Annotated in this window: 27 protein-coding genes; 26 read left to right on the forward strand and 1 reads right to left on the reverse strand. The window is 67.5% G+C overall.

Annotated elements, in window-relative coordinates; translation table 11 throughout:
- The first annotated feature begins 93 nt into the window (after window positions 1-93).
- From QQX02_RS12140 to aroB, 13 genes are all read left to right on the forward strand, one after another.
- A complete protein-coding gene (locus QQX02_RS12140; protein WP_301143399.1) occupies window positions 94-1,698 on the forward strand; it encodes a type IV pilus twitching motility protein PilT in 1,605 nt (534 codons plus the stop codon).
- 12 nt (window positions 1,699-1,710) lie between these two features.
- Window positions 1,711-2,940, forward strand: a complete 1,230-nt coding sequence (locus QQX02_RS12145; protein ID WP_301143400.1) for a type II secretion system F family protein — start codon at window positions 1,711-1,713, stop codon at window positions 2,938-2,940.
- 141 nt (window positions 2,941-3,081) lie between these two features.
- Entirely contained in the window at window positions 3,082-3,477 is a 396-nt protein-coding gene (locus QQX02_RS12150; protein ID WP_301143402.1) for a prepilin-type N-terminal cleavage/methylation domain-containing protein, read from the forward strand.
- Window positions 3,478-3,593: 116 nt separating this feature from the next.
- Window positions 3,594-4,025: a PilV family protein gene (locus tag QQX02_RS12155; protein WP_301143404.1), complete on the forward strand. Its 432-nt coding sequence runs from the start codon at window positions 3,594-3,596 to the stop codon at window positions 4,023-4,025.
- Complete coding sequence (locus tag QQX02_RS12160; protein WP_301143405.1) at window positions 4,025-4,627, forward strand: PilW family protein; 603 nt, start codon at window positions 4,025-4,027, stop codon at window positions 4,625-4,627. The genes QQX02_RS12155 and QQX02_RS12160 overlap by 1 nt, the downstream gene beginning before the upstream one ends.
- Before the next feature lie 68 nt (window positions 4,628-4,695).
- Complete coding sequence (locus QQX02_RS12165) at window positions 4,696-6,486, forward strand: hypothetical protein (protein WP_301143406.1); 1,791 nt, start codon at window positions 4,696-4,698, stop codon at window positions 6,484-6,486.
- A gap of 18 nt (window positions 6,487-6,504) precedes the next feature.
- On the forward strand, window positions 6,505-7,290 hold the full coding sequence (locus QQX02_RS12170; protein ID WP_301143408.1) for a prepilin peptidase: 786 nt from the start codon (window positions 6,505-6,507) through the stop codon (window positions 7,288-7,290).
- A 60-nt stretch (window positions 7,291-7,350) separates the two neighbouring features.
- Window positions 7,351-8,409 (forward strand): pilus assembly protein PilM, encoded by a 1,059-nt coding sequence (gene pilM, locus QQX02_RS12175; RefSeq protein ID WP_301143409.1) that lies wholly within the window; start codon window positions 7,351-7,353, stop codon window positions 8,407-8,409.
- Window positions 8,406-9,173: a hypothetical protein gene (locus QQX02_RS12180; RefSeq protein WP_301143410.1), complete on the forward strand. Its 768-nt coding sequence runs from the start codon at window positions 8,406-8,408 to the stop codon at window positions 9,171-9,173. Before pilM ends, QQX02_RS12180 begins: the two co-directional genes overlap by 4 nt.
- Window position 9,174: 1 nt before the next feature.
- Window positions 9,175-9,990, forward strand: a complete 816-nt coding sequence (locus QQX02_RS12185; protein ID WP_301143411.1) for a hypothetical protein — start codon at window positions 9,175-9,177, stop codon at window positions 9,988-9,990.
- 106 nt (window positions 9,991-10,096) lie between these two features.
- The gene (gene aroC / locus QQX02_RS12190) at window positions 10,097-11,281 is read left to right on the forward strand and encodes a chorismate synthase (protein ID WP_301143412.1); all 1,185 of its coding nucleotides are present in this window, start codon (window positions 10,097-10,099) and stop codon (window positions 11,279-11,281) included.
- A complete protein-coding gene (locus QQX02_RS12195) occupies window positions 11,281-11,805 on the forward strand; it encodes a shikimate kinase (RefSeq protein ID WP_301143414.1) in 525 nt (174 codons plus the stop codon). Before aroC ends, QQX02_RS12195 begins: the two co-directional genes overlap by 1 nt.
- Window positions 11,802-12,890, forward strand: coding sequence for a 3-dehydroquinate synthase (aroB, locus tag QQX02_RS12200; protein WP_301143415.1), 1,089 nt, complete (start codon window positions 11,802-11,804; stop codon window positions 12,888-12,890). The genes QQX02_RS12195 and aroB overlap by 4 nt, the downstream gene beginning before the upstream one ends.
- Before the next feature lie 25 nt (window positions 12,891-12,915).
- Here aroB and QQX02_RS12205 read toward each other — a convergent pair whose 3' ends face one another.
- Window positions 12,916-14,622 carry an ArnT family glycosyltransferase gene (locus QQX02_RS12205; RefSeq protein WP_301143416.1) on the reverse strand — a complete coding sequence of 569 codons (1,707 nt, stop codon included), beginning with the start codon at window positions 14,620-14,622 and terminating at the stop codon, window positions 12,916-12,918.
- Between the two features lie 189 nt (window positions 14,623-14,811).
- Between QQX02_RS12205 and QQX02_RS12210 the strand changes: the two genes are divergently transcribed.
- From QQX02_RS12210 to rpoZ, 13 genes are all read left to right on the forward strand, one after another.
- The gene (locus QQX02_RS12210; protein ID WP_301143417.1) at window positions 14,812-15,261 is read left to right on the forward strand and encodes a type II 3-dehydroquinate dehydratase; all 450 of its coding nucleotides are present in this window, start codon (window positions 14,812-14,814) and stop codon (window positions 15,259-15,261) included.
- Between the two features lie 81 nt (window positions 15,262-15,342).
- Window positions 15,343-15,906 carry an elongation factor P gene (gene efp, locus QQX02_RS12215; RefSeq protein WP_062133661.1) on the forward strand — a complete coding sequence of 188 codons (564 nt, stop codon included), beginning with the start codon at window positions 15,343-15,345 and terminating at the stop codon, window positions 15,904-15,906.
- Window positions 15,906-16,403: a transcription antitermination factor NusB gene (gene nusB, locus QQX02_RS12220; RefSeq protein ID WP_367304240.1), complete on the forward strand. Its 498-nt coding sequence runs from the start codon at window positions 15,906-15,908 to the stop codon at window positions 16,401-16,403. The genes efp and nusB overlap by 1 nt, the downstream gene beginning before the upstream one ends.
- Window positions 16,404-16,416: 13 nt before the next feature.
- Window positions 16,417-16,791 carry a YrhK family protein gene (locus QQX02_RS12225; RefSeq protein WP_301143418.1) on the forward strand — a complete coding sequence of 125 codons (375 nt, stop codon included), beginning with the start codon at window positions 16,417-16,419 and terminating at the stop codon, window positions 16,789-16,791.
- Window positions 16,792-16,899: 108 nt separating this feature from the next.
- On the forward strand, window positions 16,900-17,466 hold the full coding sequence (gene pyrR / locus QQX02_RS12230; RefSeq protein WP_301143419.1) for a bifunctional pyr operon transcriptional regulator/uracil phosphoribosyltransferase PyrR: 567 nt from the start codon (window positions 16,900-16,902) through the stop codon (window positions 17,464-17,466).
- Window positions 17,463-18,425, forward strand: a complete 963-nt coding sequence (locus tag QQX02_RS12235; protein ID WP_301143420.1) for an aspartate carbamoyltransferase catalytic subunit — start codon at window positions 17,463-17,465, stop codon at window positions 18,423-18,425. Before pyrR ends, QQX02_RS12235 begins: the two co-directional genes overlap by 4 nt.
- Before the next feature lie 32 nt (window positions 18,426-18,457).
- Window positions 18,458-19,756 (forward strand): dihydroorotase, encoded by a 1,299-nt coding sequence (locus tag QQX02_RS12240; protein WP_301143751.1) that lies wholly within the window; start codon window positions 18,458-18,460, stop codon window positions 19,754-19,756.
- Window positions 19,753-20,880, forward strand: coding sequence for a glutamine-hydrolyzing carbamoyl-phosphate synthase small subunit (carA, locus tag QQX02_RS12245; RefSeq protein ID WP_301143421.1), 1,128 nt, complete (start codon window positions 19,753-19,755; stop codon window positions 20,878-20,880). The genes QQX02_RS12240 and carA overlap by 4 nt, the downstream gene beginning before the upstream one ends.
- Before the next feature lie 2 nt (window positions 20,881-20,882).
- The gene (gene carB, locus QQX02_RS12250) at window positions 20,883-24,212 is read left to right on the forward strand and encodes a carbamoyl-phosphate synthase large subunit (protein ID WP_301143422.1); all 3,330 of its coding nucleotides are present in this window, start codon (window positions 20,883-20,885) and stop codon (window positions 24,210-24,212) included.
- A 47-nt stretch (window positions 24,213-24,259) separates the two neighbouring features.
- A complete protein-coding gene (gene pyrF / locus QQX02_RS12255; protein WP_301143423.1) occupies window positions 24,260-25,102 on the forward strand; it encodes an orotidine-5'-phosphate decarboxylase in 843 nt (280 codons plus the stop codon).
- Window positions 25,103-25,129: 27 nt separating this feature from the next.
- Window positions 25,130-25,444, forward strand: a complete 315-nt coding sequence (gene mihF / locus QQX02_RS12260; RefSeq protein ID WP_301143424.1) for an integration host factor, actinobacterial type — start codon at window positions 25,130-25,132, stop codon at window positions 25,442-25,444.
- Complete coding sequence (gene gmk, locus QQX02_RS12265; RefSeq protein ID WP_301143425.1) at window positions 25,441-25,995, forward strand: guanylate kinase; 555 nt, start codon at window positions 25,441-25,443, stop codon at window positions 25,993-25,995. The genes mihF and gmk overlap by 4 nt, the downstream gene beginning before the upstream one ends.
- 68 nt (window positions 25,996-26,063) lie before the next feature.
- Window positions 26,064-26,336, forward strand: coding sequence for a DNA-directed RNA polymerase subunit omega (gene rpoZ / locus QQX02_RS12270; protein WP_301143426.1), 273 nt, complete (start codon window positions 26,064-26,066; stop codon window positions 26,334-26,336).
- Window positions 26,337-26,361 lie beyond the last annotated feature (25 nt).

The raw sequence follows: 26,361 nt of genomic DNA on the forward strand, positions 1-26,361 counted from the left end.
CCGATGCAGGCTTGAGTTCGTGGGTCGAAGCGCCGATACCGGTGGCACGACCGAAAGCCGGCGCACCTGCGCTCGGCGTGAGGGGAAGCAAAGATGACGTCGTTCATGCCTGAGGAGACGCCTCCGCAGCGTCCGCAGCAGCCGGCTACGCCGCCGGCGAGCCCGCCGCAGGCGGGACCGGGAGCGCCGAGCACTCCCTCGTATGCGCAGTCGGCCCAGGCCGCGCCGTCGGCTCCTGCTCCCAACCTCGCGCCACAGGCCAGGCCGGCGTACTCGCCGCAGGGCCAGGCACCACAGGGTCAGCCTCCGCGCCCGCCGGTGGTGCCGCAGGATCACTTCCAGCAGGCGCAGCCCAGCGCGCAGACCCCGCCGCCGCTGGCGCCCGCGCAGCGTCCGACCTCAGGACAGATGCCCGTCTCGGGCGGCGTTCCGCTGCAGCAGGGCCAGCCTGCGCCCCAGCGCACACCCATGACGGCGGGCCAGCCGCCTGCGCAGCAGCAACGGCCGGGAATGGCTCCCGGCGCTGCGGGCCAGGCTCCGCCGCGTGCTCCGCAGCAGCGTGCAGGTCAGCCTGCGGGCTCGTCGCGCATCGGCATGAGCCAGGAGGCGCACGACGACGACCTCGACATCGCCGAAGCCCTGCGTGGCATGCTCAAGCTCGGTGCGTCCGACCTTCACGTCACCACGGGCGCGCAGCCGATGGTGCGGGTGGACGGCTCCCTCACGCCCCTCGAGGGGTTCCCCAAGCTCACCAAGGACAGCCTGCAGCGCACGCTGTACCAGATTCTGACGCAGGCACAGCGGGAGAAGTTCGAAGAGGAGCTCGAGCTCGACTTCTCCTACGCGCTCGTCGGCGAGGCGCGCTTCCGTGTGAATCTGTACCGCCAGCGCGAGTCCGTCGGCGCCGCGTTCCGCGTGATTCCCTACGAGATCAAGCCGCTCGAGGCGCTGGGCATCCCGCAGGCGGTCTCGAACTTCGCGAACCTCTCACGCGGACTGGTGCTGGTGACGGGACCCACGGGATCCGGCAAGTCCACCACGCTGGCATCGCTCGTCGACCTCGCCAACCGCTCGCGCAGCGGCCACATCATGACGGTCGAGGACCCCATCGAGTTCCTCCATCGCCACAAGCGCAGCCTGGTGAACCAGCGCGAGGTCGGCTCGGACACCAAGTCCTTCCAGCGGGCGCTCAAGCATGTGCTGCGCCAGGACCCGGACATCATCCTGATCGGCGAGCTCCGCGACCTGGAGACCATCCAGGTGGCGCTCACGGCGGCCGAGACCGGTCACCTGGTGTTCGCGACGCTGCACACCCAGGATGCGGCGCAGACCATCGACCGCGTGATCGATGTGTTCCCCTCCGAGCAGCAGGGCCAGGTGCGCACGCAGCTCGCGACGGCGATCCAGGGCGTGCTGTGCCAGGCGCTGCTGCCTCGCGCGGGCACGCCCGGTCGGGCCGTCGCCGTCGAGGTGCTCGTCGCCACCCCGGCGATCCGCAACCTCATCCGCGAGGGCAAGACGCATCAGATCCACACCGCGATGCAGGCCGGCGCCTCGCTGGGCATGCAGGCCATGGACCAGCACCTCGCCCAGTTGGTGAAGGACGGCACCGTCGAGTACGACGACGCCGTGGAGATGTGCCATTCCTTCGAAGAATTCAACCGGCTCTGCGGGCGCGCCAGCCCCGAGCGACACTAGGGGAGCGCAGCGATGGCCACCGCGACCAAGCAGTTCGAGTTCACCGCCCGTGACCTGCAGGGCAAGGAGCACAAGGCAACGATGGAGGCGCCCTCCAGCGCCGCTGTCGCGAGCCGTCTGCGAGAGAAGGGCCTGACGCCGCTGTCGGTCACGGAATCGGGCGGCAAGGGTCTGAATTCGGAGATCTCCATCCCCGGACTCGGGGAGAAGATCACCCTCAAGGACATCGCGATCCTGTCGCGCCAGCTCGCGACCATGATCTCCGCAGGATTGTCGCTGCTGAGGTCACTGACGATCCTGGCGGAGCAGACGGAGAGCAAGCCGCTCCAGAAGGTGGTGGCGGAGGTCCGCGGGGACGTCGAGACCGGACAGTCGTTCTCGAAGTCGCTGAGCCGCCACCCCCAGACCTTCCCACCCATCATGATCAACATGGTCAAGGCTGGCGAGGTGGGCGGATTCCTCGACGAGGTGCTGGTGTCCATCGCCCAGAACTTCGAGAACGAGGTCAAGCTGCGCGGCAAGATCAAGTCCGCGATGACGTACCCCGTGGTGGTGTTCTTCATCGCCATTCTGGCCACCGCTGCGATGCTGATCTTCATCGTGCCGGTGTTCGCGGACATGTTCGACAACCTGGGTGGCGACCTCCCGTTTGCGACGCAGATCTTGGTCTACATGTCCAACATTCTCAAGGTCGGAGCGGTGCCCCTGGTGATCGGCATCATCGCGCTCTCGGTGTGGTGGGGGAAGAACAAGCACAAGGAGAACATCCGCCGCAAGTACCAGCCGCTGTTCTTGAAGGCGCCAGTCTTCGGATCCCTCGTGCAGAAGATCGCCGTGGCACGCTTCTCGCGCAACTTCGGATCGATGATCCGCTCGGGCGTGCCGATCCTGCAGGCGCTCGACATCGTGGGGCAGGCCTCGGGCAACATCGTCATCGAGGACGCGACGCGTGCCGTGGGTCAATCCGTGCGCAAGGGTGAGTCGCTTGCCAGGCCATTGGCTCAGCACCCGGTCTTTCCTCCGATGGTCGTGCAGATGATCGCGGTGGGCGAGGACACGGGTGCACTCGACGAGATGCTCGACAAGATCGCGGACTTCTACGATCAGGAAGTGGAATCCACCACAGAGCAGTTGACCTCCCTCATCGAGCCCATCATGATCGCGGTGCTGGGGGGAATGATCGGCGGCATGGTAATTGCCCTTTATATGCCGATCTTCAAGGTCTTCGACCTCATCGGGTAACCGATCCACCTGCGATAACTCCATAGACGTGGCCGCGCGCCCGGGCGATATCCGGGCCACCCTTCAGGGGCGCGACCAGGACCGTGAGACAACCGTCACACGGTAGTGAAACCAGATAGCAGAGAAACGAAAGGCATCACCATGATTGCTCGCATTCAGAAGCGCCTCGAAGAGCGCGAGAACGAGGGTGGCTTCACCCTCGTCGAGCTCCTCGTCGTCATCATCATCATCGGCATCCTCGCCGCGATCGCCATCCCGCTGTACCTGAACCAGCAGGCCAAGGCCAAGGACTCGGCGGCCAAGTCCGACCTCAAGAACGCACAGATTGAGGTCGCATCCGAGCTCGTCGACGCTCCGACCGCGACCACCGTGGACATCTCGGGCTTCACCACCTCGCCTGGCGTCTCGCTGGCATCGTCTTCGATCACCATTGCGTCCACCGGCTTCTGCATCGGTGCGACCGTTTCAGGTGGCGACGTGAGCACCTGGTCGATCAACGCGAACGGTGAGCTGTTCGAGAACACGACCTGCTCGTAAGTAGCGCAGGCAAGCAATGGTGTGTGGGGCCCGGGCTGCGGCCCGGGCCCCACACCCGCATCTAGGCAGGTAGCAGGCGGGCAACTAGAGTGAGACGGCGAGGGGTGGTGATGGCGATGGGCAGGGACTCGGACGACGAGGGCTTCGGGCTGACAGAGATCATGATCTCCATGCTCGTGCTCGCCATCCTGATGATGGCCATCCTTTCGTTGCTGATCACTGCGCTGACCACCGTCGCCGAGAACACCACTCGCGCATCGGCCGCCGAGTACGTCACCGAGCGAATCGAGCGGGCTCGCAGCGCTGCCACCACAGGAGACTGCGTCAATGTGTCCGACGCCATCACACCGGTGGAGACGTTCGCCGATGGGCGGGGCGTCACCATGCAGTTGACTGGCGCCGTCACGTGCGTTCAGTCCGGCGACCCTCACGACGACCCGACACTTGCGACCGTGACGGTGACCGTGACCACCACCGACCCGAACTTCACCAACCCCGTGGCTGAGACCACGACGGACATCTTCGTCAAGTTCGATCCGGAGGCGTGATGAGGCGGCGCAACGATCGTGACGACGACGGATTCACTCTCGTGGAACTCATCGTGTACTCCGTGTTGCTCATCCTCATCATGGGCATCGCTGCCACGCTGTTCATCCAGATGCTCACGGTGCAGCGCGATGTCACCGCGATGGCGGATGCGAATAATACCGCGCAGGTGACCTTCGCAGAGCTCGAGAGGGACCTGCGCAATGCCGGCTGGGCGAATGTCTCGCATTCCGGCGACCTGCTCGTGATGCGTACGCGCGTGGCGACGGCAGGAGCCGACAACCTAGACCGATGCGTCGGCTATTACGTCGACGAAGCTGCCGGCGCGCTGAGACGGACCACCTCACAGGCCGGAACGTCCGCGGCGCTTGCCGCGAGCAGCCCCGGAGCGCTCAGCACCGCTACCGCCACGTGGCCGGTGAGCCGCGACGGCATGTCCGCAGTGGGGAGCGGACGTGTGTTCGGTCCCGCCGACCAGACTTACGCCAAGGGCGGGCTCATCTCGCTTTCACTCGAGGCGGCCACAATCGAGGGGCGGGACCCCGTGGTTCTCGACAAGTCGATCGCGCTCAGGCAGAGCGACATCACGATGGGATGCTCATGATGAAGACTCTTGACCGGAACCGGTCGCGATCGGACGACAGAGATGCGGGCGCCGCAATGGTGCTCGTCATGGGAATCATGCTGGTAGGCGCGGTGCTGACGGCGACCCTCGCAATGGTGACCGTCTACAACACGACGTCCACGCTCGAGACGCGGGAACGCCTGGGTGCTCTTCAGAGCGCCGATGCGGGCATCGACCTCACTCTTGAAATGCTTGAGGGGCTGCAGTACGACGAGCTCGGGACCGTGTGCGGCGACTCGTTTACGCTCAACAACGACGAGGTCGACGTCACGACGCTCTACACCGTCGACCGCGGCGGCGTGATCATGCCGGTCGGGTGCCCGCAGCCGGGTGACATGACCCAGGCGTTGCGGATCGAATCGACAGCGACCACCACGGCGCTCATCCCCAGCGGCGAACCCGTCACGAGGACAGCGGTTGCGACGCTGATGCCGATCCCGCCGGAGGTCGCCTTGGACAAGGCGATCTTCTCCGAGGGATCGACAATCATCACCAACAACTCGAAACTGTATGAGAGCGAACCCGGTGAGAACGATGCACACGTGTACTCGAACGGCGGGGTCACGTGTCGCACCCAGGTTGACGCGGGCGGATCCATCTATGCCGCGCAAGGCGATGTGGTCATTGAGAACACGTGCGAGATCGGCAACTCGGTGTGGGCCTCGGGGAAGGTCTCGCTGTCGTCCCAGAGCTCGGTGACCGGCAACGTCTACGCCGCATCCTCCGACACCTGGGGGATTCGGCTCGACAACAGCAACTCGTACATCGGTGGGTCGGCGTTGACCAACGGTGGCATCTTCAATGCGGGCCGCCAGTCTGGCGGCGGCGGCATCCTGCGCACCGCGTTCGCGCGTACGGGAGCGATCGCTCTCGACAACCAGGGAACCATCGGCGGCAGCGCGTATGCGAGGGGCGACATTGGCCTTCAGAATGGGTCTGCCGTGGGGCGCGACGCGGTCTCGACTGCTGGCAACATCAACGGGCAGAACAACGGAAACACCATCGGCGGATACGCACGGGCGGGTGGCACGATCGACACGTCTCGGGTGACCGTCACGGGCACCGTCACCCCTAACAGCCCGAGCAGCTTCCCGGGCGTGCCGAACCCAGCGGAAGCCTTCCCCGCCTCCGTCGGCTACCCCGCCAACATTCAGCCCCCGCCTCGTGAGCAGATGCCGAGGTTGACCATGTCCGAGACGGACATCCTGCTGTGGCAGGCCGCGGGGTATGCGGTAGAGCGCTACGACAATCAGTGCACCGGAAATGCACCGAAGAACATCCTCACCACCGACAACGATCCCTCGGGAGTGAACGACGTTCCGCGCCTGGTGATCTTCGAGAACTGCACGGCGCCGGTGTACTTCAACAGCAACGACCAGCTCAATGTGCACAGCGACGTCGCCATGGTCTCCAACACTGGCTTCTACACGCAGAACCTCCACAAGGTCTACAGCGACGACCTCTCGGTCCGACGGGACATTCACTGGATCGTGCCTGGCGATGCCCCCGGAGTGACGTGGAACCCCGTAGGCGGGACGGGGCAGACGCGGCCCACCTGCACGAGCCCCGCTGGCAACATCACGGTTGACAAGCTCAAGGTGTGGAGCGTCAATCTGCTCTGGTACACCCCGTGCACCTTCAACTGGAGCAATGGCACCGACCTCGGTGGCGGATCCGAACCCTTCACCGGCCAGATCTATGCCGGCCAGGTCAACCTGCCGAATGCGACAGAACTCAAGATGGACCAAATGCCCGTCCCGTCACTGGCGGATTCGTCGGTCGACCCCAGTTCAGTTGCGGACATGTCGCTCCTGGCACGGTTCGATCTTCACGACTAGCAGGCGTACTCACCGTCGATGGAGAACGTGCTGATTGCTGTATGCGTGCTGCTGGGACTCGCCCTGGGGTCGTTCGCGAATGTGGTGATCCATCGCGTGCCCCGTGGCGAGTCGATCGTCTCGCCCCCGAGCGCGTGCCCCCAGTGCGGCTCGCCGATCCGGCCCCAGCACAACATTCCGGTGATCGGGTGGCTGTGGCTCCGCGGCCGGTGCGCGGACTGCTCGGCTCCCATCAGCGGCCGGTATCCCGCCATCGAGGCGGTCACTGCCGTGCTGTTCGGAGTCATCGCATGGGCGACGGGCCTGTCCTGGACGCTCCCGTTGTTGCTGGTCCTCGCCTTCTTCTCGATCGTGCTGGCTGCTGTCGACCTCGAGACGCGGCGCCTGCCCGACCGGATCGTGCTGCCCTTCGCCGCCCTGGCGGTGATCTGCATCGTGGCACTGGCGGTCGCCAACGGGGACATCGGCGTGATCGTGCGTGCTGCGGTGGGAGCCGCAGCGCTGGGCGCGTTCTACCTTGCGGCGTTTCTGGCGTACCCGCGCGGGATGGGCTTCGGCGACGTCAAGTTGGCGCCGGTGCTGGGAGCGCTGCTGGGCAGCCTCGGATGGGCGCAGCTGGCGGTCGGCGGATTCTCCGCGTTCGTGTGGGGGTCGCTCGTCGGCGTGGGTGTCATGATTGCGCAGCGGCGCGGGCGGGGCGTCACGATTCCCTTCGGCCCGTGGATGCTCCTGGGCGCCTGGACCGGCGTGATCGTCGGAGCACCGGTGGGGCAGTGGTACCTGGAAGTGATGGGTCTCACATGAGACTTGAGTCGAAGAGAGCACGTGCCGATAGGCGACGTGGACCAACAAGGGAGGTGCCGCGTGGCCACTAGGTCAGTCGCGATCGACATCGGTGCGACCTCGGTGCGAGTCGCCGAGGTGGAGATGCGTGGAGGCAACGATCCACGCGACGGCGCAACGCTCACCGCGTATGCGGAACGACCCATTCCGGTGGGCGTGATTCGTGACGGCGCCGTCGAGGAGCCGGGAACGTTCGCCGCGGTGGTGAAGGACGCCGTGAACGCGGCCAAGGTGAACGCGAAGAAGACCACCATCGCCATCGGTCACCCGAGCGTGATGGTGCGCGAGGTCGATGTGCCTGCGCAGCCGATCGACAAGGTGCGGGCCTCCCTGGCCTTCCATGTCCAGGAATCACTGCCCATGTCGATCGACGATGCTCTTCTCGACTTCTATCCCACCCAGGACATCGAATCTCCCTCGGGGCCGCTGCTCCGGGGGCTGCTGGTGGCGGCGCCGCGAGAACTGGTGCGTGGCATCTTCAGCGCCATGGACGGCACCGGGGTGGGCCTGGCTCACGTGGACCACACGGCCTTCGCCCTGTGGCGGTCGGGATGTCGCGGCGAGCTGATGAACGCGAACGTGGCCCTCGTCGACGTCGGTGCGAGCACCACCAAGGTGGTGGTCTCCCAGCACGGACGTCCGCGTCTGGTGCGGGTGCTCCCGCAAGGCGGCATCGACGCGACCAAGGCGATCGCCAGCGCCTTCAAGGGCACGTCGGTCGACGCCGAGGCTCTCAAGATCCAGGTCGGCATGAACACCAATGTCGCGCCCGAGCAGCGGCCCGTCGCCGATGCGGCGGCCCACGTCATGGGGCCTCTGGTGGAGTCGATTCGGAACACGCTGGTGTACTTCGCCAGCTCGAACCCGGGCGCCGGAGCGGAGCGCATCGTGCTGACGGGCGGGGGCGCCTACCTCAATGGCTTCGGTCAGGCGCTGTCAAGCGCCACCCGCCTTCCCGTGATGATCGGGGACCCGTTCGCCGGTGCGGCGATGGGCAAGAAGGTGGACGCTGCGAGTCTTCGGGGCCGTGAGGCCGAGTTGGCCACGGTCGTCGGCCTTGCGATGGGAGGAGTCGCATGAACGAGACAGCGAAGAGAGTGGGCTCGCCGGGCCTGCCACAGGTCAACCTCGTACCCAAGGAGTTCGCCGAGAAGCGCGCCATGCGCGCCGTTCAGGTCACGGCGCTCGTCGCGGTGCTCATCGCCCTGGGCGTCATCGTTCTGGGGTACGTTCTCTCGCTCGGCGCCAAGCAGCTCGCGCAGAACGATCTTGATGACGCCAGAGCCGATCAGACGACCGCGTTGCAGGAACGGGATGAGAAGGTCATGGTGTACTTCAACGCTGTGCTGCGAGAGCAGCAGGAGTACACACTTGCCCAGGTGGGTTATGGCGAGATCGACTATGGCCAGCTGTCCGCTGCAGTGCTCGCGACTGCCAACGACGAGTCGAGCTTCAATCTCCTTCACTTCATCGGTCCGAGTGCCTTGGGCCTCGGGTCGCCGCAGGAGGGGTTCTACGGTGGCGGCGTAGGCAGCGCGGAGTTTGAGGCGCAGACGAGTTCGTTCGCCGAGGCCACGGAACTGATCGCTCGTATTGAGGCCGTCCCGGGGATCGCCAAGGCCCGCGGCACAGCCGAGCAGTACGTGACCGACCGCGGCGACACCTATTGGGCTGTGACCGGCAGCGCGGTCGTCACGGACCTTCGTCTGACGGGGCGCGTCGTGCCCGACGAGGGCATCGCGGGGCTGGACCCTGCACGGATCGCTGAGGGAGGCCCCGCGCCTAGCCCGAGCCCCACGCCGTCACCGGTGGCGTCACCCACCGCCACTGCCGAGGAGGGCTGAGATGCTGAACTCCAAGTACGCGCCCGTCGTTGCGCTGACCGTCGTCGCGATCCTCATCCTCGGAGTGCTGGGGTGGTTCCTCGCCATCAAGCCTCAGATTGACGAGACCGGCACCTTGGCGACACAGGCAGACGAGGTCCGTACCAACATCGAGCTGATCGAAGCCACCTCGGCGGGCCTGGACAATTACCAGGAGACCCTCGACTCGTTGCCGGACTTGGCGCCGTCACTCGCTCTCAATGCACCGACCGCATGGGACATGCCGGCCTTCCGCGCGCGCCTTGACGAAGCCGTGAAGAGTTCGGGATTGGAAATCGGGTCTTACACCCAGGGCCCTGAGACGCTGATCGAGGGGTGGCCGCAACAACCGGGTTCATTGGTGTCCACCCAGATCGCCACGCTGTTCCAGACTGGGCCGGTCAATGTCGGAGCGGGGGAGGAGTACGCCGCTCCTGTCACTCCGGTCGCGGACGCCGAAACCGCCACGGAAGGCATCTCAGCGGTGTCGCTCTCTATGACTCTCGCCGGTGCTCCAGGCGAGATGGTGGACTTCTTCGCTCAGATCAGCGATCCCGAGGACCCGCTCTTCCAGATCTACGACGTTTCGCATGAAGCGCGACCCGAGTCCTCGGCAACGATCGCTGGTGTCAGCGACGCGAACGATGGTGACGTCCTGGTCACGGTCACCGGGTTCGTGTACATGTTTTTCGCTGACCCGACCATCATTGATGAAGCGACACTTGAGGATGCATCTATTGGAGGCGGATCGCCGTTCGAGGGCATCGACGACGCTCCCGAGCAGCCAGGCGCCAACTGATCGCAGTACCACGTCGGAGGAGGCCGGGCTTGACGCCTGGCCCCCTCTGGTGTCGGCGGAGCCGGCCGTGAGAGCGAGCCCCGTCACCTCTGGCACAATGACAGCCATGCTCAGATGGCTCACCGCAGGCGAATCACACGGACCGGCCCTGGTGGGCACCCTCGAGGGACTGCCAGCGGGGGTGGAATTCACCAGCGCCGACGTCCAGGAGGCGTTGGCACGCCGACGACTGGGGTACGGCCGTGGTGCCCGGATGTCCTTCGAGAAGGACCAGGTGACGTTGCTGGGCGGCGTCCGCCACGGCATCTCGCAGGGCGGTCCGGTCGCGATCATGGTGGGCAACACGGAATGGCCCAAGTGGGAGACCGTCATGAGCGCGGATCCCGTGGATGCGAGCGAGCTCACCGGCGCTCGGGCCGCGGCGCTCACGCGCCCGCGCCCCGGTCACGCCGACCTGGTGGGCATGACCAAGTACGACTTCGACGACGCGCGGCCGGTGCTCGAACGGGCATCGGCCCGCGAGACCGCAGCCCGCGTGGCCCTCGGCCTTGTCGCCGAGAAGTTCCTTGAGCAGGCGGCCGGCATCAGGCTCGTGGCTCACACGACGCAGGTGGGTCCGGTGAGCGTACCCGAGGGCGCCCCGCTGCCCCCGGCCGATGCGACCCCTCAGTTGGACGAGGATCCGATCCGCTGCTACCACCCGGAGACCTCGGCGCGCATGGTTGCCGAGATCGACCAGTGCCAGAGCGACGGTGACACCCTTGGCGGAGTCGTGGAGGTCGTGGCCTACGGCGTTCCGGTGGGGCTCGGCAGCCACGTCCACTGGGACCGCCGCCTCGACTCGCGCCTCGCAGGTGCGCTGATGGGCATTCAGGCGATCAAGGGCGTCGAGGTCGGGGACGGATTCCGCACGGCCTCGCGACGCGGCTCGCAGGCGCACGATGAGATCGAGTACCGCGACGGCGGCGTCACCCGGCGCACCAACCGCGCCGGCGGGCTCGAGGGTGGCATGACCAATGGCGAGCCGCTGCGCGTGAGCGCGGCGATGAAGCCCATCAGCACCGTGCCCCGTGCGCTCGACACGATCGACACGGAGTCCGGCGAGGCGGCGAAGGCCATCCACCAGCGCAGCGACGTCTGTGCCGTCGCGCCGGCCGCCGTCGTCGCCCAGGCCATGGTCGCCCTGACGCTCGCCGACGCTCTGCTCGAGAAGTTCGGCGGCGACTCCGTGGGTGAGGTGCGCCGCAACATCGAGGGCTACCAGGCCGCCATTCCCGAGCACCTGCGCTGATGGCGGTTCCGCGCATCGTGCTCATCGGACCGCCCGGCTCGGGCAAGTCCTCCGTGGGCAAGCGTGTGGCGCGACTGCTGTCGATCGCCTGGCGTGACACCGACGTCGATGTCGCGGAGCGCGCAGGCAAGTCCATTCCCGATGTGTTCTTCGACGACGGCGAGGCCGCGTTCCGCGCGCTGGAGAAGAGCGCGGTCGCGACCGCGCTGGCCGAGCACGATGGCGTTCTGTCGCTCGGTGGCGGCGCCATCCTGGATCCCGACACCCAGGCGCTCCTCGAGCGCTCAGCCGTCGACGGCGCCCAGGTCGTGTTCCTCGACGTGTCGCTTGCGAAGGCAGCACCGCGCGTGGGCCTCAACCGGGCGCGGCCGCTGCTCGCGACCAACCCGCGGCAGCAATGGAAGGCACTGATGGACGCGCGACGTCCCATCTACGAGCGCCTTGCCACCTCCACGGTGCTCACCGACGACCTCAACCCCGACCAGGTCGCCCATGCTATCGCCGCTCTGGAGGATCACCGTTGACTGCAGTCGTGACCGTCGCCACCGCCGCGCCCTATGACGTCACGGTCGGTCGCGGCCTCCTGCCCGCCGCCGTCGATTCGCTGCCCGAGGGCGCCGTGCGCGTGCTCGTGGTGCACTCGGCGCCGCTGCGCGATCGCGCCGACGAGCTGAAGGGCCTGATCGAGGCGACCGGCCGTACCCCGGTGCTCGCCGAGGTGCCCGACGCGGAGGAGGGCAAGACCGCGGAGGTCGCCGCCTTCTGCTGGCGCGTCCTGGGAAGTTCCGACTTCACGCGTTCCGACGTGGTGATGGGCATGGGTGGGGGAGCGGTCACCGACCTCGCCGGGTTCGTGGCCGCCACCTGGCTGCGCGGCGTCGCCGTGGTGCAGATCCCCACCACCGTGCTCGCCATGGTCGACGCCGCCGTGGGTGGCAAGACGGGAATCAACACCACGGAGGGCAAGAACCTCGTGGGCGCCTTCCACGAGCCTTCTGCCGTGTGGTGCGACACCGACTTTCTGCGGACGTTGCCCGCCAACGACCGCGTCGCGGGCCTGGCCGAGGTGGTCAAGGGCGGGTTCATCCGCGACACCCGGATTCTCGAGATCGTCGAGGCCGAGACGCCCGCGCTCATCGCGCCCGAGCTCGACGAGCACGCGATGGAGGTACTCGAGGAACTCATCGCCCGCAAGATTCGCGTGAAGGCCGACGTGGTGGCGGCGGACCTCAAGGAGTCGCACCTGCGCGAGATCCTGAACTACGGCCACACCTTCGGCCACGCGATCGAATACACAGAGCGCTACCAGTGGCGCCACGGCGCGGCGGTCTCCGTGGGGATGGTTTTCGTCGCGGAGCTCGCGCGGCTCGCGGGCAAGCTCGACGACGCTGCCGTCGACAGGCACCGCAGCATCCTCACGGGCCTGGGCCTTCCCGTGACCTATCCGGGTCACCGGTGGGACGCGCTGCTCACCGCCATGAAGCGCGACAAGAAGACTCGTGGCGACATGCTCCGGTTCGTGATCCTGCAGGGCATCGGCAACCCCGTGCGTCTCGAGGGTCCGGACCCCGCGCTGCTCGCCGGCGCGTACGACGCCGTCTCTCGCTGAATCGCAGAGAGACGACGCTGCGGCCCTAGTCCTCGTCTGCCTCTGGGGGCGGGGTGAGGAGGCCCTCGCGCGACAGGTCGTCGAACAGGCTCCCCGGGTACACCCAGTAGGTGAAGCTGCCGTAGTAGTCGCCAGACACGGTCCACGCACCGGCTTCTGCCGGAATTGGGTTGAAAGCGGGGCTGAGCACGACGTCGACACCCGGGTCGCCTTGGGAGATGTCGACGAAGCCCACTGGCCTTGGTGTCGCCCAGAAGGTGATCAGGTTGTTCGACTGTGGGTATTGCGCGTCAATGCCGATCGGGACGTTGTCCGGCAAAGAGTCGAGCAGCTCTCCCAGGCGATAGTTGGTGCGGTAGTAGTCGTCTCTTGGGTCGACCCGAGAGGCGTCGTTCGCGAGGCTGATCCCCACCCAGAGGAGCGCGAGAACCAGCAGGCCGGCGTACTTGATGCGCGACGCGATCAATACCAGCGCGGTGATCACGACCGCGACGAGCGAGAACAGGGCCCATGGCTCGCTCCGTCCTTCGATGATCGCGTCCAGACTCAGGAGATGCGAGACTCCAGCGATATGGACATCGATCCAATAGCCGCCTTCCACCATCCGCGGGACGGTCGCAAACTGGAACGCCGTCACGATGATCACCGCTGCCGCAAGCGTGGATGCGACGAGCACCCATGAGCGGACTCGTACGAGCGCGGCAAGCCCGATCACTGCAACCACAGTGAACAGATGGTCGAGATAGCGACCGTAGATCCAGGTGTCGAGACGGGTGAAGGTACTGCCGACGCCGTCGTGGGAGACCTGAATCACCACCAGGGCTAAGGACAAAGCCGTCATCCCGCCCAACAGAGCGGGCACCGTGTCGAAGCGACCACGGCGCGCGAGAAGCGCCCCGCCCACGAGCACGACGGCAGGCCAGGCTACGACCGCGTACCACGCCTCGCCGGCACCTACTCCGAGCACTTCGCCGAACCCCTGCCACGGGTTGCGGAACGTCGATCCCACGCGGTCACCCGCGTAGTAGAGCTCGGACTCGACCCATCGCAAGGCCCCATAGGCGCCGAGCGACGTCGCTGTGGCAACGGAACCCGCGACGAGCGCGAGCCGCCAGTCCTTCGTCAGCCACCACAAGCACCAGAGCCCGCAGGCGAGCGCAATCGCGACACCTCGCCCGTGCGAGAGGACCACGCTCCCCACTGCGAAGCCGAAGAGGAGGGCACTGCCAAGACTGCGCCGCCGCTGCATGCGGATAGCAGCAAGCACGCACCCGCTAGTCGTGATCACGAGCAGAGTCTCTGCTAGCACATAGTTGCTGGGGACAGTGCGGGCGGGGGCGAGCATGACGACGGCCGCGATCACGATCGAGCCGGTAGGTGTGGCTCCGGCCCACCGTGCGAGCCGTGACAAGGGCCATACCGCGATGACGGCCAAGGCGACACCGACCAGCAGTGCGGCCTGATACGCGACGTAAGGATCGCTGGTCAGCCACCACACGGGTGCGAGGAGAACTGCGAGCCCCGGCATGTACGCCGCCCCAGCCAGCTGCCAGTCTGCACTGCCGAGAGCGATCACTCGCGCGTTCCCCAGCATACTGACTTCGTCCGCCTGGAAGAACGGGCCCGCTGCCCCCATAGCGACGTAGAGGTGTACGGCGGCGACGACAGCAATGGCAATGGCTGCAATAGCCGGCGGTGGCGCGAAGCGGTAGTCGGCGCTCCTGCTCCGCATGTGAGCGCGCCATGGTGAGGGAAGTGACGACGCCACTGTGTCGTGTGGCGCGCTCGCGTGGGGTGGGCTTGACATGGCGGCGACAGTAGCACTTGCGTACCGCTGCGATTGTGACCGAAGTTCCGGTGTTCCATCCCACAGGGCCAAGCGCGAGGGTGGAACCGCGCATCCCCTCGCTACGCTGTCACCATGACGACCGTCCTGATCGCGAACGGCCCCAACCTGTCAAGGCTCGGCACGCGCGAGCCTGAGAAGTACGGAACCACCACGCTCGATGAGCTGGCCGCGCTGTGCATGCAGTGGGGGAGCGAGCTCGGGCTCGAGGCCGTGGTGCGTCAGAGCGACGACGAGGCCACGATGGTGGGCTGGATGCATGAGGCCGTCGACGCGGGGTGGTCGGTGGTGCTGAACCCCGCGGCCTTCACTCACTACTCGTACGCGCTGCGCGATGCGTGCGCGCTTGTCAGCTCGGCCGGGCTCGCACTCGTCGAGGTTCACCTCACGAACCCGCACGCACGGGAAGAGTTCCGGCAGACGTCGGTGATCTCGGGCGTCGCGACCGGGACCATCGCCGGCTTCGGCACGGACTCGTACCGCCTGGGCCTCGAGGCCGTGGCGGCACGGGTCCACGAGCGTTGACTGGGCTAGAATCGACGACGGCCTCCGCGCTCGGCGCGGATTGACGACACACACGACGCAGCAGAGCGAAGGACTAGACCCGTGGCGACCTCGAACGACATCAAGAACGGCTCCGTGCTCAACCTCGATGGCAACCTCTGGACCATCATCGACTTCCAGCACGTGAAGCCCGGCAAGGGCGGCGCCTTCGTCCGCACCAAGATGAAGAACGTGATGACCGGCAAGACCGTCGACAAGACGTTCAACGCCGGCACCAAGGTCGAGTTCGAGACGGTCGACCGCCGCGACATGCAGTACCTGTACAGCGACGGCACGGGCTTCGTGTTCATGGACCCCGACACGTTCGACCAGGTCACGGTCAGCGAAGCGGTCATGGGCGACGCCACCGACTATCTGCTCGAGAGCGAGAAGGCGACCATCGGCTCGCACAACGGCAACCCGATCTTCCTGGAGCTGCCCGCATCGGTGGTGCTCGAGGTGACGTACACCGAGCCCGGCCTGCAGGGCGACCGCTCGTCGGGCGGCACCAAGCCCGCCACGCTCGAGACCGGCAAGGAGATCCAGGTCCCGCTGTTCCTCGAGCAGGGCACCAAGGTCAAGGTCAACACCAGCTCGGGCGATTACCTCGGCCGCGTGAACGACTAGTGTCAGCCCGCACCAAGGCCCGCAAGCGCGCTCTCGACGTCCTCTTCGAGGCCGAGCAGCGCGGCATGAACGTGGGTGACGCCCTCACGGCCCGGCTCATGGAGTCCGGCCGCGAGACGCCGCTGCCGGACTACTCCGCGGAGATCGTCCGCGGCGTGGTGTCGCGGTGGCGCGAGCTCGAGACGATCATCTCCGACGCGAGTCCCGACTGGCCCATGAAGCGCATGCCGTCAGTGGACCGCAACCTGCTGCGCATCGCCGCGTGGGAGATCCTCGACAACGATGACGTCTCAGTCGCCGTCGCGATCGACGAGGCCGTCGAGCTGGCACGCGACCTCAGCACCGACGACTCGCCGCGGTTCATCAACGGCGTGCTGGGCCGGATCGCGCGCGAGGCCCCCGCCATCGGCTCCACGGCTGCCGACGCCGACGCCTCCGGTGGCACCGATGAGCCTGGCGTGCCTATCGTGGAGAAGGACCCCGAGACCGCACCGTAGGAGTGCACAGGACGTGACTGAGAACCGAAGCGCACCTGAACCCAGCGAGGCCGAACCTCACCAGGCCGAGCCTCGCAAGGATGAGCATAGCGAGTTCGACACGCCGGAGGGCGACCTCAGCCTCCGCATCGGCCGCAAGCAGATCGACATCGACAGTCGCTGGGAGGCGGCCTCGATCCTGAACGACATGATGACGGGCCTGTGGTTCGTCATCGGCTCCATCCTCAACCTCCTCGACGTCGCGGAGATGGCGGCGCTGGTGTTCTACCTCGTCGGTTCGACTCAACTGCTCGCCCGTGCCGTCATCAGACTCGTGCGTCGGGTGCATGTGTGGGGCGGATACTCGCGGTCTCGTCCGCGCGCGTACAGGCCCGACGTCGACGACTAGGAACGCGCATGCACGCAGCCGCGCAGCTGCTCACTGCTGGGGTAGGCTGACCACCACTGCAACCATCCTTTAATGACCGTCCAGTGAGGCGGGGAAGGGGGTCGCCAGATGACTGGCACCGTTCTTGGCGCGCCCGACATTGCACGGGCCCTCACACGCATCGCCCACGAGATCCTCGAACGCAACGAGGGCCACGACTCGCTGGTGCTGCTGGGCATCCCCACCCGTGGAGTGCCGCTCGCGCACCGGCTCGCCGCCCGCATCGGCGATGTGGAGCCCGGCTTCGACGCCTCGGCCCGCGCCGGCGCCCTCGACATCACCATGTATCGCGACGATCTCCACCGTCAGCCCACGCGGCCCATCGGCGAGACCACGCTGCCCACCATGGGACTCGACGACCGCACCGTGGTGCTGGTCGACGACGTGTTCCACACCGGACGCACCATCCGCGCCGCTCTCGACGCGATCAAGGACCTGGGCCGGCCGCGCGCCGTCCAGCTCGCGGTGCTCGTGGACCGCGGCCACCGCGAACTGCCCATCCGCGCGGACTTCGTGGGCAAGAACCTCCCCACGGCGAAGTCGGAACGGGTCGACGTGCATCTGACCGAGGTGGACGGCGCCGACGAGGTGCTCATCTCCGGGGCGCGGATCTCGGGCGAGGGGGATCGCGCGTGAGGCACCTGCTCGACACCGACACCCTGACCCGGGACGAGGCGATCCTCATCCTCGACACCTCCGCGCAGATGGCGGCCACGCAGGAGCGTGAGATGCGCAAGCTCCCGACGCTGCGCGGCAAGACCGTGGTCAACCTGTTCTTCGAGGACTCGACGCGCACGCGCATCAGCTTCGAGGCCGCGGCCAAGCGCCTCAGCGCCGACGTCATCAACTTCTCCGCCAAGGGCTCGAGCCTGTCGAAGGGCGAGTCGCTCAAGGACACGGCGCTGACGTTGCAGGCGATGGGGGCCGATGCGGTGGTGATCCGGCACTGGGCGTCCGGCGCGGCCTCTCGCCTCGCCGGGTCGGGCTGGATGCACGGTCACGTCATCAACGCCGGCGACGGCACCCACCAGCACCCCACGCAGGCGCTGCTCGACGCGTTCACGATGCGCCGTCACCTGGTCGACGCTCCTGCGGGCAAGGCGCTCGAGGGCATCACGGTGGCGATCGTCGGGGACATCCTCCACTCGCGCGTCGCGGGCTCGAACATTCCGCTGCTGAAGACTCTCGGCGCGAACGTGGTGGTGGTCGCGCCGCCGACACTGCTGCCGTATGGGATGACTGAACGTGACGACCTCGCGGTGCACTACACGCTCGACGATGCGATCGAGGCGCACGACATCGACGCGGTCATGATGCTGCGCGTCCAGCGTGAGAGGATGACCGGCGGAGGATCGGGATTCTTCCCGAGCCCCGAGGAGTACACCCGGCTGTTCGGCCTCGACGGTGACCGCCTGCGGCGCATGCCCGATCACGCGATCGTGCTGCACCCAGGGCCGATGAACCGGGGGCTGGAGATCTCTGCGGAGGCCGCCGATTCTCCCCGCTCCGTCATCGTCGAACAGGTCAGCAACGGCGTCGCCGTGCGCATGGCCGCCCTGTACCTGCTGCTTGCCGGAGAGGAGGCGCCCCAGTGAGCGCCAGCGCCAGTGCCCCAGAGAGCGTCGTCATCGAGAACGTGTCGATGTACTGCGAGACCACGGCGGACCTCGTGCTCGCCGGCGGGGTCATCGCGTCATTGTCCGCGGCCGATGCGCCCGCGGGGGCGGTGCGGATCGACGGCTCGGGCCTGGTCGCCCTTCCTGGCCTGGTCGACCTGCACACGCACCTGCGCGAGCCCGGCCGCGAGGACGCGGAGACCATCGCCACAGGGTCGCGTTCGGCGGCCACCGGCGGGTTCGTCGCCGTGCACGCGATGGCGAACACCACGCCGACGGCGGACACTGCCGGGGTGGTCGAGCAGGTGTGGAGCCGGGGCCGCGAGGTGGGCCTCGTCGACGTATTCCCGGTCGGCGCCGTGACCGTGGGCCTCGGCGGCACGCAGCTGTCCGAGATGGCCGCGATGGCCAACTCCCGCGCCCAGGTGCGGGTGTTCTCCGACGACGGCAAGTGCGTGCACGACCCGCTGCTGATGCGTCGCGCACTCGAGTACGTGAAGACGTTCGGGGGAGTGGTGGCGCAGCACGCGCAGGATCCGCGGCTCACCGAGGGCGCTCAGATGAACGAGGGCCTCGTCTCCGCGGAGCTGGGCCTCGCGGGATGGCCGTCCGTCGCCGAGGAGTCGATCATCGCTCGCGACGTGCTGCTCGCGGGCCACGTGGGCTCGCGCGTGCACATCTGTCACCTGTCGACCGCAGGCTCAGTCGAGATCATCCGATGGGCCAAGGCACGCGGCATCGACGTCACGGCCGAGGTGATGCCGCACCACCTGCTGCTGACCGACGAGTCGGCCCGGGGCTACGACCCGCGCTTCAAGGTCAACCCGCCGCTGCGCACGCAGGCGGACGTGGACGCGCTGCGGGCCGGCCTCGCCGACGGCACGATCGACATCGTCGCGACCGACCACGCGCCTCACCCGGACGAGGACAAGGACTGCGAGTGGGGAGCAGCCGCCATGGGCATGATCGGCCTCGAGACCGCCCTCGGGATCGTCCAGAAGACCATGGTCGACACGGGCGCTCTCTCGTGGCGAGACGTTGCGCGAGTGATGAGCGAGACTCCCGCGCGCATCGGCCGCGACTCGGGCCACGGCCGGCCGCTCGCCGTGGGCGAGCCCGCGAACGTGACTCTCGTGGACCCCAGCGCAGCCTGGACCGTCGACCCGGCAGGCACCGCCAGCCGCTCGAACAACTCCCCATTCGGCGGCATCCAGCTGCCGGGGCGTGCCGTCGCGACGTTCCTGCGAGGCGCCCCCACGCACCTCGACGCCCGCTTTGCCGAGAACAGACACGAAGGAGCCCCCGCGTGACCCGCACCCCTGCGATCCTCGTTCTCGAGGATGGCCGCACGTTCGAGGGCGCCGCGTATGGCGCGCTCGGCCAGACCCTGGGCGAGATCGTCTTCAACACCGGCATGACCGGCTATCAGGAGACGCTGACCGACCCCAGCTACCACCGTCAGATCGTGGTCATGACGGCGCCGCACATCGGCAACACGGGCGTCAACGACGAGGACAACGAGTCCCGTCAGATCTGGGTGGCCGGCTACGTGGTGCGCGACCCCTCTCGCCGGGCCTCGAACTGGCGCGCCCAGCGCACGCTGGACGACGACTTGGTCTCCCAGGGCATCGTGGGCATCTCCGGGATCGACACGCGCCAGCTCACCAGGATCCTGCGCGAGGGCGTCATGCGCGCCGGGATCTTCTCGGGCGACGCGCTGGCCCCCGTGCAGGAGCTCGTCGAGCGCGTGCGCTCCGGCGAGCAGATGACCGGCGCGCACCTCGCCGACGAGGTCACCATCCCTGACGAGTACGTGGTCGAGCCGCCCGCGGGCGTGGCGACCATCGCCCACGTGGTCGCCGTCGACCTCGGGATCAAGGCGATGACCCCCGAGATGATGGCGCAGCGCGGCATCCGCGTCACGGTGGTGCCGTCCACGTGGACTGCGGATCAGGTGCTCGCCAAGAAGCCCGACGGGGTGTTCTTCTCCAACGGGCCCGGCGACCCGGCCGCCGCCGAGCGCGCCGTCGGCGTGCTGCGGTCCGTACTCGACGCCCAGGTGCCGTTCTTCGGCATCTGCTTCGGCAACCAGATTCTGGGCCGCGCGCTGGGCTATGGCACGTACAAGCTGCCGTTCGGCCACCGCGGCATCAACCTGCCCGTGATGGACCGCACCACCGGCAAGGTCGAGATCACCGCGCACAATCACGGCTTCGCCGTGGACGCCCCGCTCGACGGCGACTCCGTGTCGCCCGCGGGCTATGGCCGCGTCAAGGTCTCGCACGTGTGCCTGAACGACGACGTGGTCGAGGGCCTCGAGTGCCTGGACCTCCCCGCCTTCTCGGTGCAGTACCACCCCGAGGCGGCGGCCGGTCCGCACGATGCCGCCTACCTGTTCGACCGTTTCATCTCCGTCATGAAGGGAGCGCGCTAGCGATGCCCAAGCGCGACGACATCAGCTCCGTGCTGGTCATCGGCTCCGGTCCGATCGTCATCGGTCAGGCCTGCGAGTTCGACTATTCAGGCACTCAGGCGTGCCGCGTCCTCAAGGCCGAGGGCGTGCGGGTGGTGCTTCTCAACTCCAACCCGGCCACGATCATGACGGACCCGGAGTTCGCGGACGCGACTTACGTGGAGCCGATCACCACCGAGGTGATCGAGGCGATCATCGAGAAGGAGCGTCCCGACGCTCTGCTTCCCACGCTCGGGGGCCAGACGGCGCTGAACGCCGCGATCGACGCGGCCGCCGCGGGCGTTCTCGACAAGTACGGCGTCGAGCTCATCGGTGCGAACCTCGAGGCGATCAACCTGGGGGAGAACCGTGAGCTCTTCAAGGGCGTGGTGGAGCGCTGCGGCGCCGAGTCCGCGCGGTCGAAGATCTGTCACACCATGGACGAGTGCCTGGCGGCCGCCGAGGACCTGAAGTACCCCGTGGTGGTGCGTCCGTCGTTCACCATGGGCGGCCTCGGCTCGGGCTTCGCCTATGACGAGGAGGACCTGCGCCGGATCGCCGGCGCCGGCTTGCACTACTCGCCCACCACGGAGGTGCTCCTGGAGGAGTCCATCCTGGGGTGGAAGGAGTTCGAGCTCGAGCTCATGCGCGACAAGCACGACAACGTCGTGGTGGTCTGTTCGATCGAGAACGTCGACCCTGTGGGCGTCCACACCGGCGACTCGATCACCGTCGCCCCCGCGCTGACGCTCACCGACCGCGAGTACCAGCGCATGCGCGACGTGGGCATCGCGATCATCCGCGAGGTGGGCGTGGACACCGGCGGCTGCAACGTCCAGTTCGCGGTCGAGCCCGAGACCGGCCGCCTCATCGTCATCGAGATGAACCCGCGCGTGTCGCGGTCCTCGGCCCTCGCGTCGAAGGCGACGGGCTTCCCGATCGCCAAGATCGCCGCCAAGCTCGCCCTCGGGTACACCCTGGACGAGATCCCCAACGACATCACGGGCTCGACGCCCGCGAGCTTCGAGCCCACGCTCGACTACATCGTGGTCAAGGTGCCCCGCTTCGCGTTCGAGAAGTTCCCGGCCGCCGACCCGGTGCTCACCACCACCATGAAGTCGGTGGGCGAGGCCATGAGCATCGGCCGCAGCTTCACCGAGGCGCTGGGCAAGGCGCTGCGATCGATCGACAAGCAGAGCATGAACTTCCACTGGAACGGCGACTTCCCCACGGGGGAGGAGGTGGACGCGCTCCTCGAGGCCGTCCGCGTGCCCACGGAGAAGCGGTTCATCCAGGTCCAGCAGCTGCTGCGCGCGGTGCGTGCGGGCCACTGCGACCTCGAGCAGGTCTACCAGGCCTGCCGGATCGACCGCTGGTTCCTCGACCAGATGCTGCTGATGAACGAGGTCGCGCACGAGGTCGCGCACGCTCCGGCGCTCACCGCCGAGGTGCTGCGCGACGCCAAGCGTCACGGCCTCGCCGACACCCAGATCGCGTCGCTGCGCGGGCTGACGGTCGAGGACGTCTTCGCGGCCCGTGCGGACCTGGGCGTCCAGCCCGTGTTCAAGACCGTCGACACGTGCGCGGCCGAGTTCGAGGCCAGCACGCCGTACCACTACAGCTCGTACGACTCGGAGAACGAGGTCTCTCCGCGCGAGCGCGAGGCCGTCCTCATTCTGGGCTCCGGACCCAACCGCATCGGCCAGGGCATCGAGTTCGACTACTCGTGCGTGCACGCGGCGCTGAGCCTCAAGGACCAGTACGAGACCGTCATGGTCAACTGCAACCCCGAGACGGTGTCCACCGACTACGACACCGCGAACCGGCTGTACTTCGAGCCGCTGACGTTCGAGGACGTCATGGCTGTCTACGAGGCGGAGAAGGCCGCAGGGCCCATCAAGGGCATGATCGTCCAGCTCGGCGGGCAGACTCCGCTCAGCCTGGCGCAGCGCCTGGCCGATGCGGGTGTGCCCATCCTCGGCACCTCGCCTGAGGCCATCGACAACGCTGAAGACCGCAGGGCCTTTGGCCGTGTCCTCGACGCCGCCGATCTGCCCGCCCCGGCGTATGGCACCGCTCACGGAATCGACGAGGCGATCGAGATCGCCGAGCGCATCGGCTATCCGGTGCTCGCGCGCCCCTCCTATGTGCTGGGCGGCCGCGGCATGGAGATCGTCTTCGATCGCGCCCAGCTCGAGGACTATGGCACCCGCATGGCGGATGTGGGGGACCACGCCTCCGATGCCCCCTTGCTCATCGACAAGTTCCTGGACGACGCTATCGAGATCGACGTCGACGCGCTGTACGACGGCGAGGAGCTGTACCTCGGCGGCGTGATGGAGCACATCGAGGAGGCCGGCATCCACTCGGGAGACTCCGCGTGCGTGCTCCCCCCGGTGACGCTGTCGCTCGATGAGCTCGACCGCATCCGGCGCTCGACCGAGGCGCTCGCACGTGGCATCGGCGTGCACGGGCTCATGAACGTGCAGTACGCGCTCGTCTCGAACGTGCTCTACGTGCTCGAGGCGAACCCGCGCGCCAGCCGCACGGTGCCCTTCGTGGCGAAGGCGACCGGGGTGCCCCTCGCATCGGCCGCATCGCTGATCATGACCGGCGCGACCATCGCCCAGTTGAAGGCGGACGGCGTGCTGCCGCAGCAGGATGCGGCGCACATCGATATGTCTCAGCGCATCGCGGTCAAGGAGGCGGTGCTGCCGTTCAAGCGGTTCCGCACTCACGACGGCCTGATCGTGGACTCGGTGCTGGGTCCAGAGATGCGATCGACCGGCGAGGTCATGGGCTTCGACGCGACGTTCCCGCTCGCGTTCGCCAAGTCGCAGGCCGCAGCGTTCGGGGGTCTCCCCACCGAGGGCAAGGCGTTCGTGTCGGTGGCGGACCGCGACAAGCGCTCGATCGTGTTCCCGGTGGCGCGGCTGCACCAGCTGGGCTTCGAGATCCTCGCGACGGCCGGCACCGCGCAGGTGCTGGGCCGCCACGGCATCCCGACCACGGTGGTGCGCAAGTACTCGCAGGGTCGCGGCCCCGCAGGCGAGCCCACCATCGTGGACCTCGTGAACGAAGGCCAGGTGCCGCTGGTGATCAACACCCCGTCGGGACAGGGAGCGCGTGCCGACGGCTACGAGATCCGCGCCGCCGCCACGGCGGCCGATGCGGCGATCGTCACCACCACCCAGCAGCTCGCGGCGGCGGTGCTCGCGATCGAAGCGTTACGTCTGGGGCCGTTCGATGTGCTGAGCCTCCAGGATGCCGCTGGCGACCGAGCGAGAAACGTCATCGCAGGTAGCATGGCGTAGAAGTGCAGATGAGCTCAGAGGTGCCACAGTTGGGGAAGGAGCACCGTATGCGGTTCGGCCACAGGCTTGCAGAGGCGATGGATCGCGTGGGGCCCCTGTGCGTCGGCATCGACCCACACGTGGAGCTCTTGCGCATGTGGGGGCTGGAGGACACTCCCGAGGGGCTCGCGGCATTCGGCGAGACCGTCGTGATGGCCTCGGTCGACACTGCGGCCGCCGTCAAGCCGAACATCGCGTTCTTCGAACGTCACGGTGCCCGTGGCATCGCGGCTCTCGAGTACGTGCTGGGGCAGGCGCGCGAGCACGATCTGATCACCATCATGGACGCCAAGCGCGGCGACATCGGCTCCACGATGGCGGGCTACGCCGATGCGTTCCTGCGGCCCGGCGCGCCGCTCGAGTGCGATGCCCTCACGCTGTCGCCGTACCTGGGCTTCGGATCGCTCGAACCGGCGCTGTCCCTCGCGGCCGAGAACGGCAAGGGGGTGTTCGTGCTGGCGCTCACGTCCAACCCCGAAGGGGCGTCGGTGCAGCACGCCCGCACGGCAGACGGCGAGTCCGTCGCCGGCGTGATGGTGCGCGAGGCGGCACAGAGAAATGTGGGCGCACAGCCCATGGGGGACGTGGGGCTCGTCGTCGGTGCGACGGTGGGTTCGGCGATGTCGGATCTCGGCATCGACCTCGGCGGGCTGAACGGCCCGATACTGGCGCCCGGCATGGGTGCTCAGGGTGCTGGACCCGCTGAGGTGACCGCCACCTTCGGGAACGCATCCTCGCTGGTACTCGTCAATCAATCGAGAGGGGTCCTGTCCGCAGGGCCCTTTGCAGAAAAGCTGCGCGGCGCCATCCAGGCGGCCGCTGGAGCAGCCCAGTACGCGCTCAGGGCGTGAATTCCCCGGCGCGAGGAAGGAGGGGTCGTGGCGACACCTGAACTGTCCGAAGAGCAGCGTGCGGCGGCCCTCGTGAAGGCGACGGCCGTGCGAAGCGCACGACGTGTCTTCAAGGAGGAGCTGGCCCGCGGTGAAATGACGTTGCACGAAGCGATCACTCGCGCCAAGGCCGACGAGGCCCTTGCCGGGATCAGGGTGCGCGATCTGTTGCAGTGCCTGCCCGGCATCGGGCCCAAGCGCGCCGAATCGGCCATGGAGGAGATCGGGATCTCACAGGCCCGTCGCATCCGTGGTCTCGGCACGCACCAGATCGACGCCCTCGTCGAACGCGAGCATCGGTGACGCGACTCGTCGTGCTGGCGGGCCCCACTGCCGTCGGCAAGGGCACGCTGGTGCGGGCGTTGCGTGAGCGCAACCCCGATATCTGGGTGTCCGTCTCGGCCACCACCCGGCCCGCGCGGCCGGGTGAGGTCGACGGCGAGCACTATCACTTCGTGTCCGAGACCGAATTCTCGCGCATGATCGAGGGCGGCGAACTGCTGGAGTGGGCGACAGTGCACGGCGTGCACCGCTACGGGACGCCGCGCGCGCCGGTCGACCAGCACCTGGCGGCGGACGTGCCGTCGTTGCTCGAGATCGACCTGCAGGGTGCGCGGCAGGTGCGATCGGCGATGCCGGAGGCACTGTATGTGTTCATCGAGCCGCCGTCGATGGACGAGCTGGTGCGCAGGCTCGTGGGGCGGGGCACCGAGGACGATCTCGAGCGCGAGCGGCGGCTGCTCACGGCCCAGATCGAGATGGCGGCATCGAAGGAGTTCGATCGGATCATCATCAACGACGACCTCGAGACCGCCGTCACCCAGCTCGAGACCCTGGTGCTGGGCGCGGGCTGAGCCCCACGCCGACGCATGCACGGTAGACTTGAACGCGGACTTTCCAGTATCAACACTTTGGAGTAATCGTGGCCGGAACTGTGGCACAGCCCGAGGGCATCACCAACCCCCCGATCGATGAGCTGCTCGAGAAGGTGGACTCCAAGTACGCCCTCGTGATCTACAGCTCCAAGCGAGCGCGTCAGATCAACGCCTACTACGAGGCGCTGGGCGAGGGTCACTTCGAGAACGTGGGCCCGCTCGTCGAGGCCGACTCGACCGACAAGCCGCTCTCCGTCGCCCTGCGCGAGATCAACGCGGGCAGCCTGCTGACGCTCGGCCGCTCCGCCGCCACCGAGTAGCGGCACCACCGGGCAGCCAGACACT

Origin of the sequence: Demequina muriae (assembly GCF_030418295.1) — a bacterium.
GTDB lineage: Bacteria > Actinomycetota > Actinomycetes > Actinomycetales > Demequinaceae > Demequina > Demequina muriae.

Bases quoted from the DNA above. Each gene is read 5' to 3' on its own strand.
- QQX02_RS12140 (WP_301143399.1), top strand. From the start codon at position 94: ATGACGTCGTTCATGCCTGAGGAGACGCCTCCGCAGCGTCCGCAGCAG.
- QQX02_RS12145 (WP_301143400.1), top strand. From the start codon at position 1,711: ATGGCCACCGCGACCAAGCAGTTCGAGTTCACCGCCCGTGACCTGCAG.
- QQX02_RS12150 (WP_301143402.1), top strand. From the start codon at position 3,082: ATGATTGCTCGCATTCAGAAGCGCCTCGAAGAGCGCGAGAACGAGGGT.
- QQX02_RS12155 (WP_301143404.1), top strand. From the start codon at position 3,594: ATGGGCAGGGACTCGGACGACGAGGGCTTCGGGCTGACAGAGATCATG.
- QQX02_RS12160 (WP_301143405.1), top strand. From the start codon at position 4,025: ATGAGGCGGCGCAACGATCGTGACGACGACGGATTCACTCTCGTGGAA.
- QQX02_RS12165 (WP_301143406.1), top strand. From the start codon at position 4,696: ATGGGAATCATGCTGGTAGGCGCGGTGCTGACGGCGACCCTCGCAATG.
- QQX02_RS12170 (WP_301143408.1), top strand. From the start codon at position 6,505: ATGGAGAACGTGCTGATTGCTGTATGCGTGCTGCTGGGACTCGCCCTG.
- QQX02_RS12180 (WP_301143410.1), top strand. From the start codon at position 8,406: ATGAACGAGACAGCGAAGAGAGTGGGCTCGCCGGGCCTGCCACAGGTC.
- QQX02_RS12185 (WP_301143411.1), top strand. From the start codon at position 9,175: ATGCTGAACTCCAAGTACGCGCCCGTCGTTGCGCTGACCGTCGTCGCG.
- aroC (WP_301143412.1), top strand. From the start codon at position 10,097: ATGCTCAGATGGCTCACCGCAGGCGAATCACACGGACCGGCCCTGGTG.
- QQX02_RS12195 (WP_301143414.1), top strand. From the start codon at position 11,281: ATGGCGGTTCCGCGCATCGTGCTCATCGGACCGCCCGGCTCGGGCAAG.
- QQX02_RS12205 (WP_301143416.1), bottom strand. From the start codon at position 14,622: ATGCGGAGCAGGAGCGCCGACTACCGCTTCGCGCCACCGCCGGCTATT.
- QQX02_RS12210 (WP_301143417.1), top strand. From the start codon at position 14,812: ATGACGACCGTCCTGATCGCGAACGGCCCCAACCTGTCAAGGCTCGGC.
- pyrR (WP_301143419.1), top strand. From the start codon at position 16,900: ATGACTGGCACCGTTCTTGGCGCGCCCGACATTGCACGGGCCCTCACA.
- carB (WP_301143422.1), top strand. From the start codon at position 20,883: ATGCCCAAGCGCGACGACATCAGCTCCGTGCTGGTCATCGGCTCCGGT.
- pyrF (WP_301143423.1), top strand. From the start codon at position 24,260: ATGCGGTTCGGCCACAGGCTTGCAGAGGCGATGGATCGCGTGGGGCCC.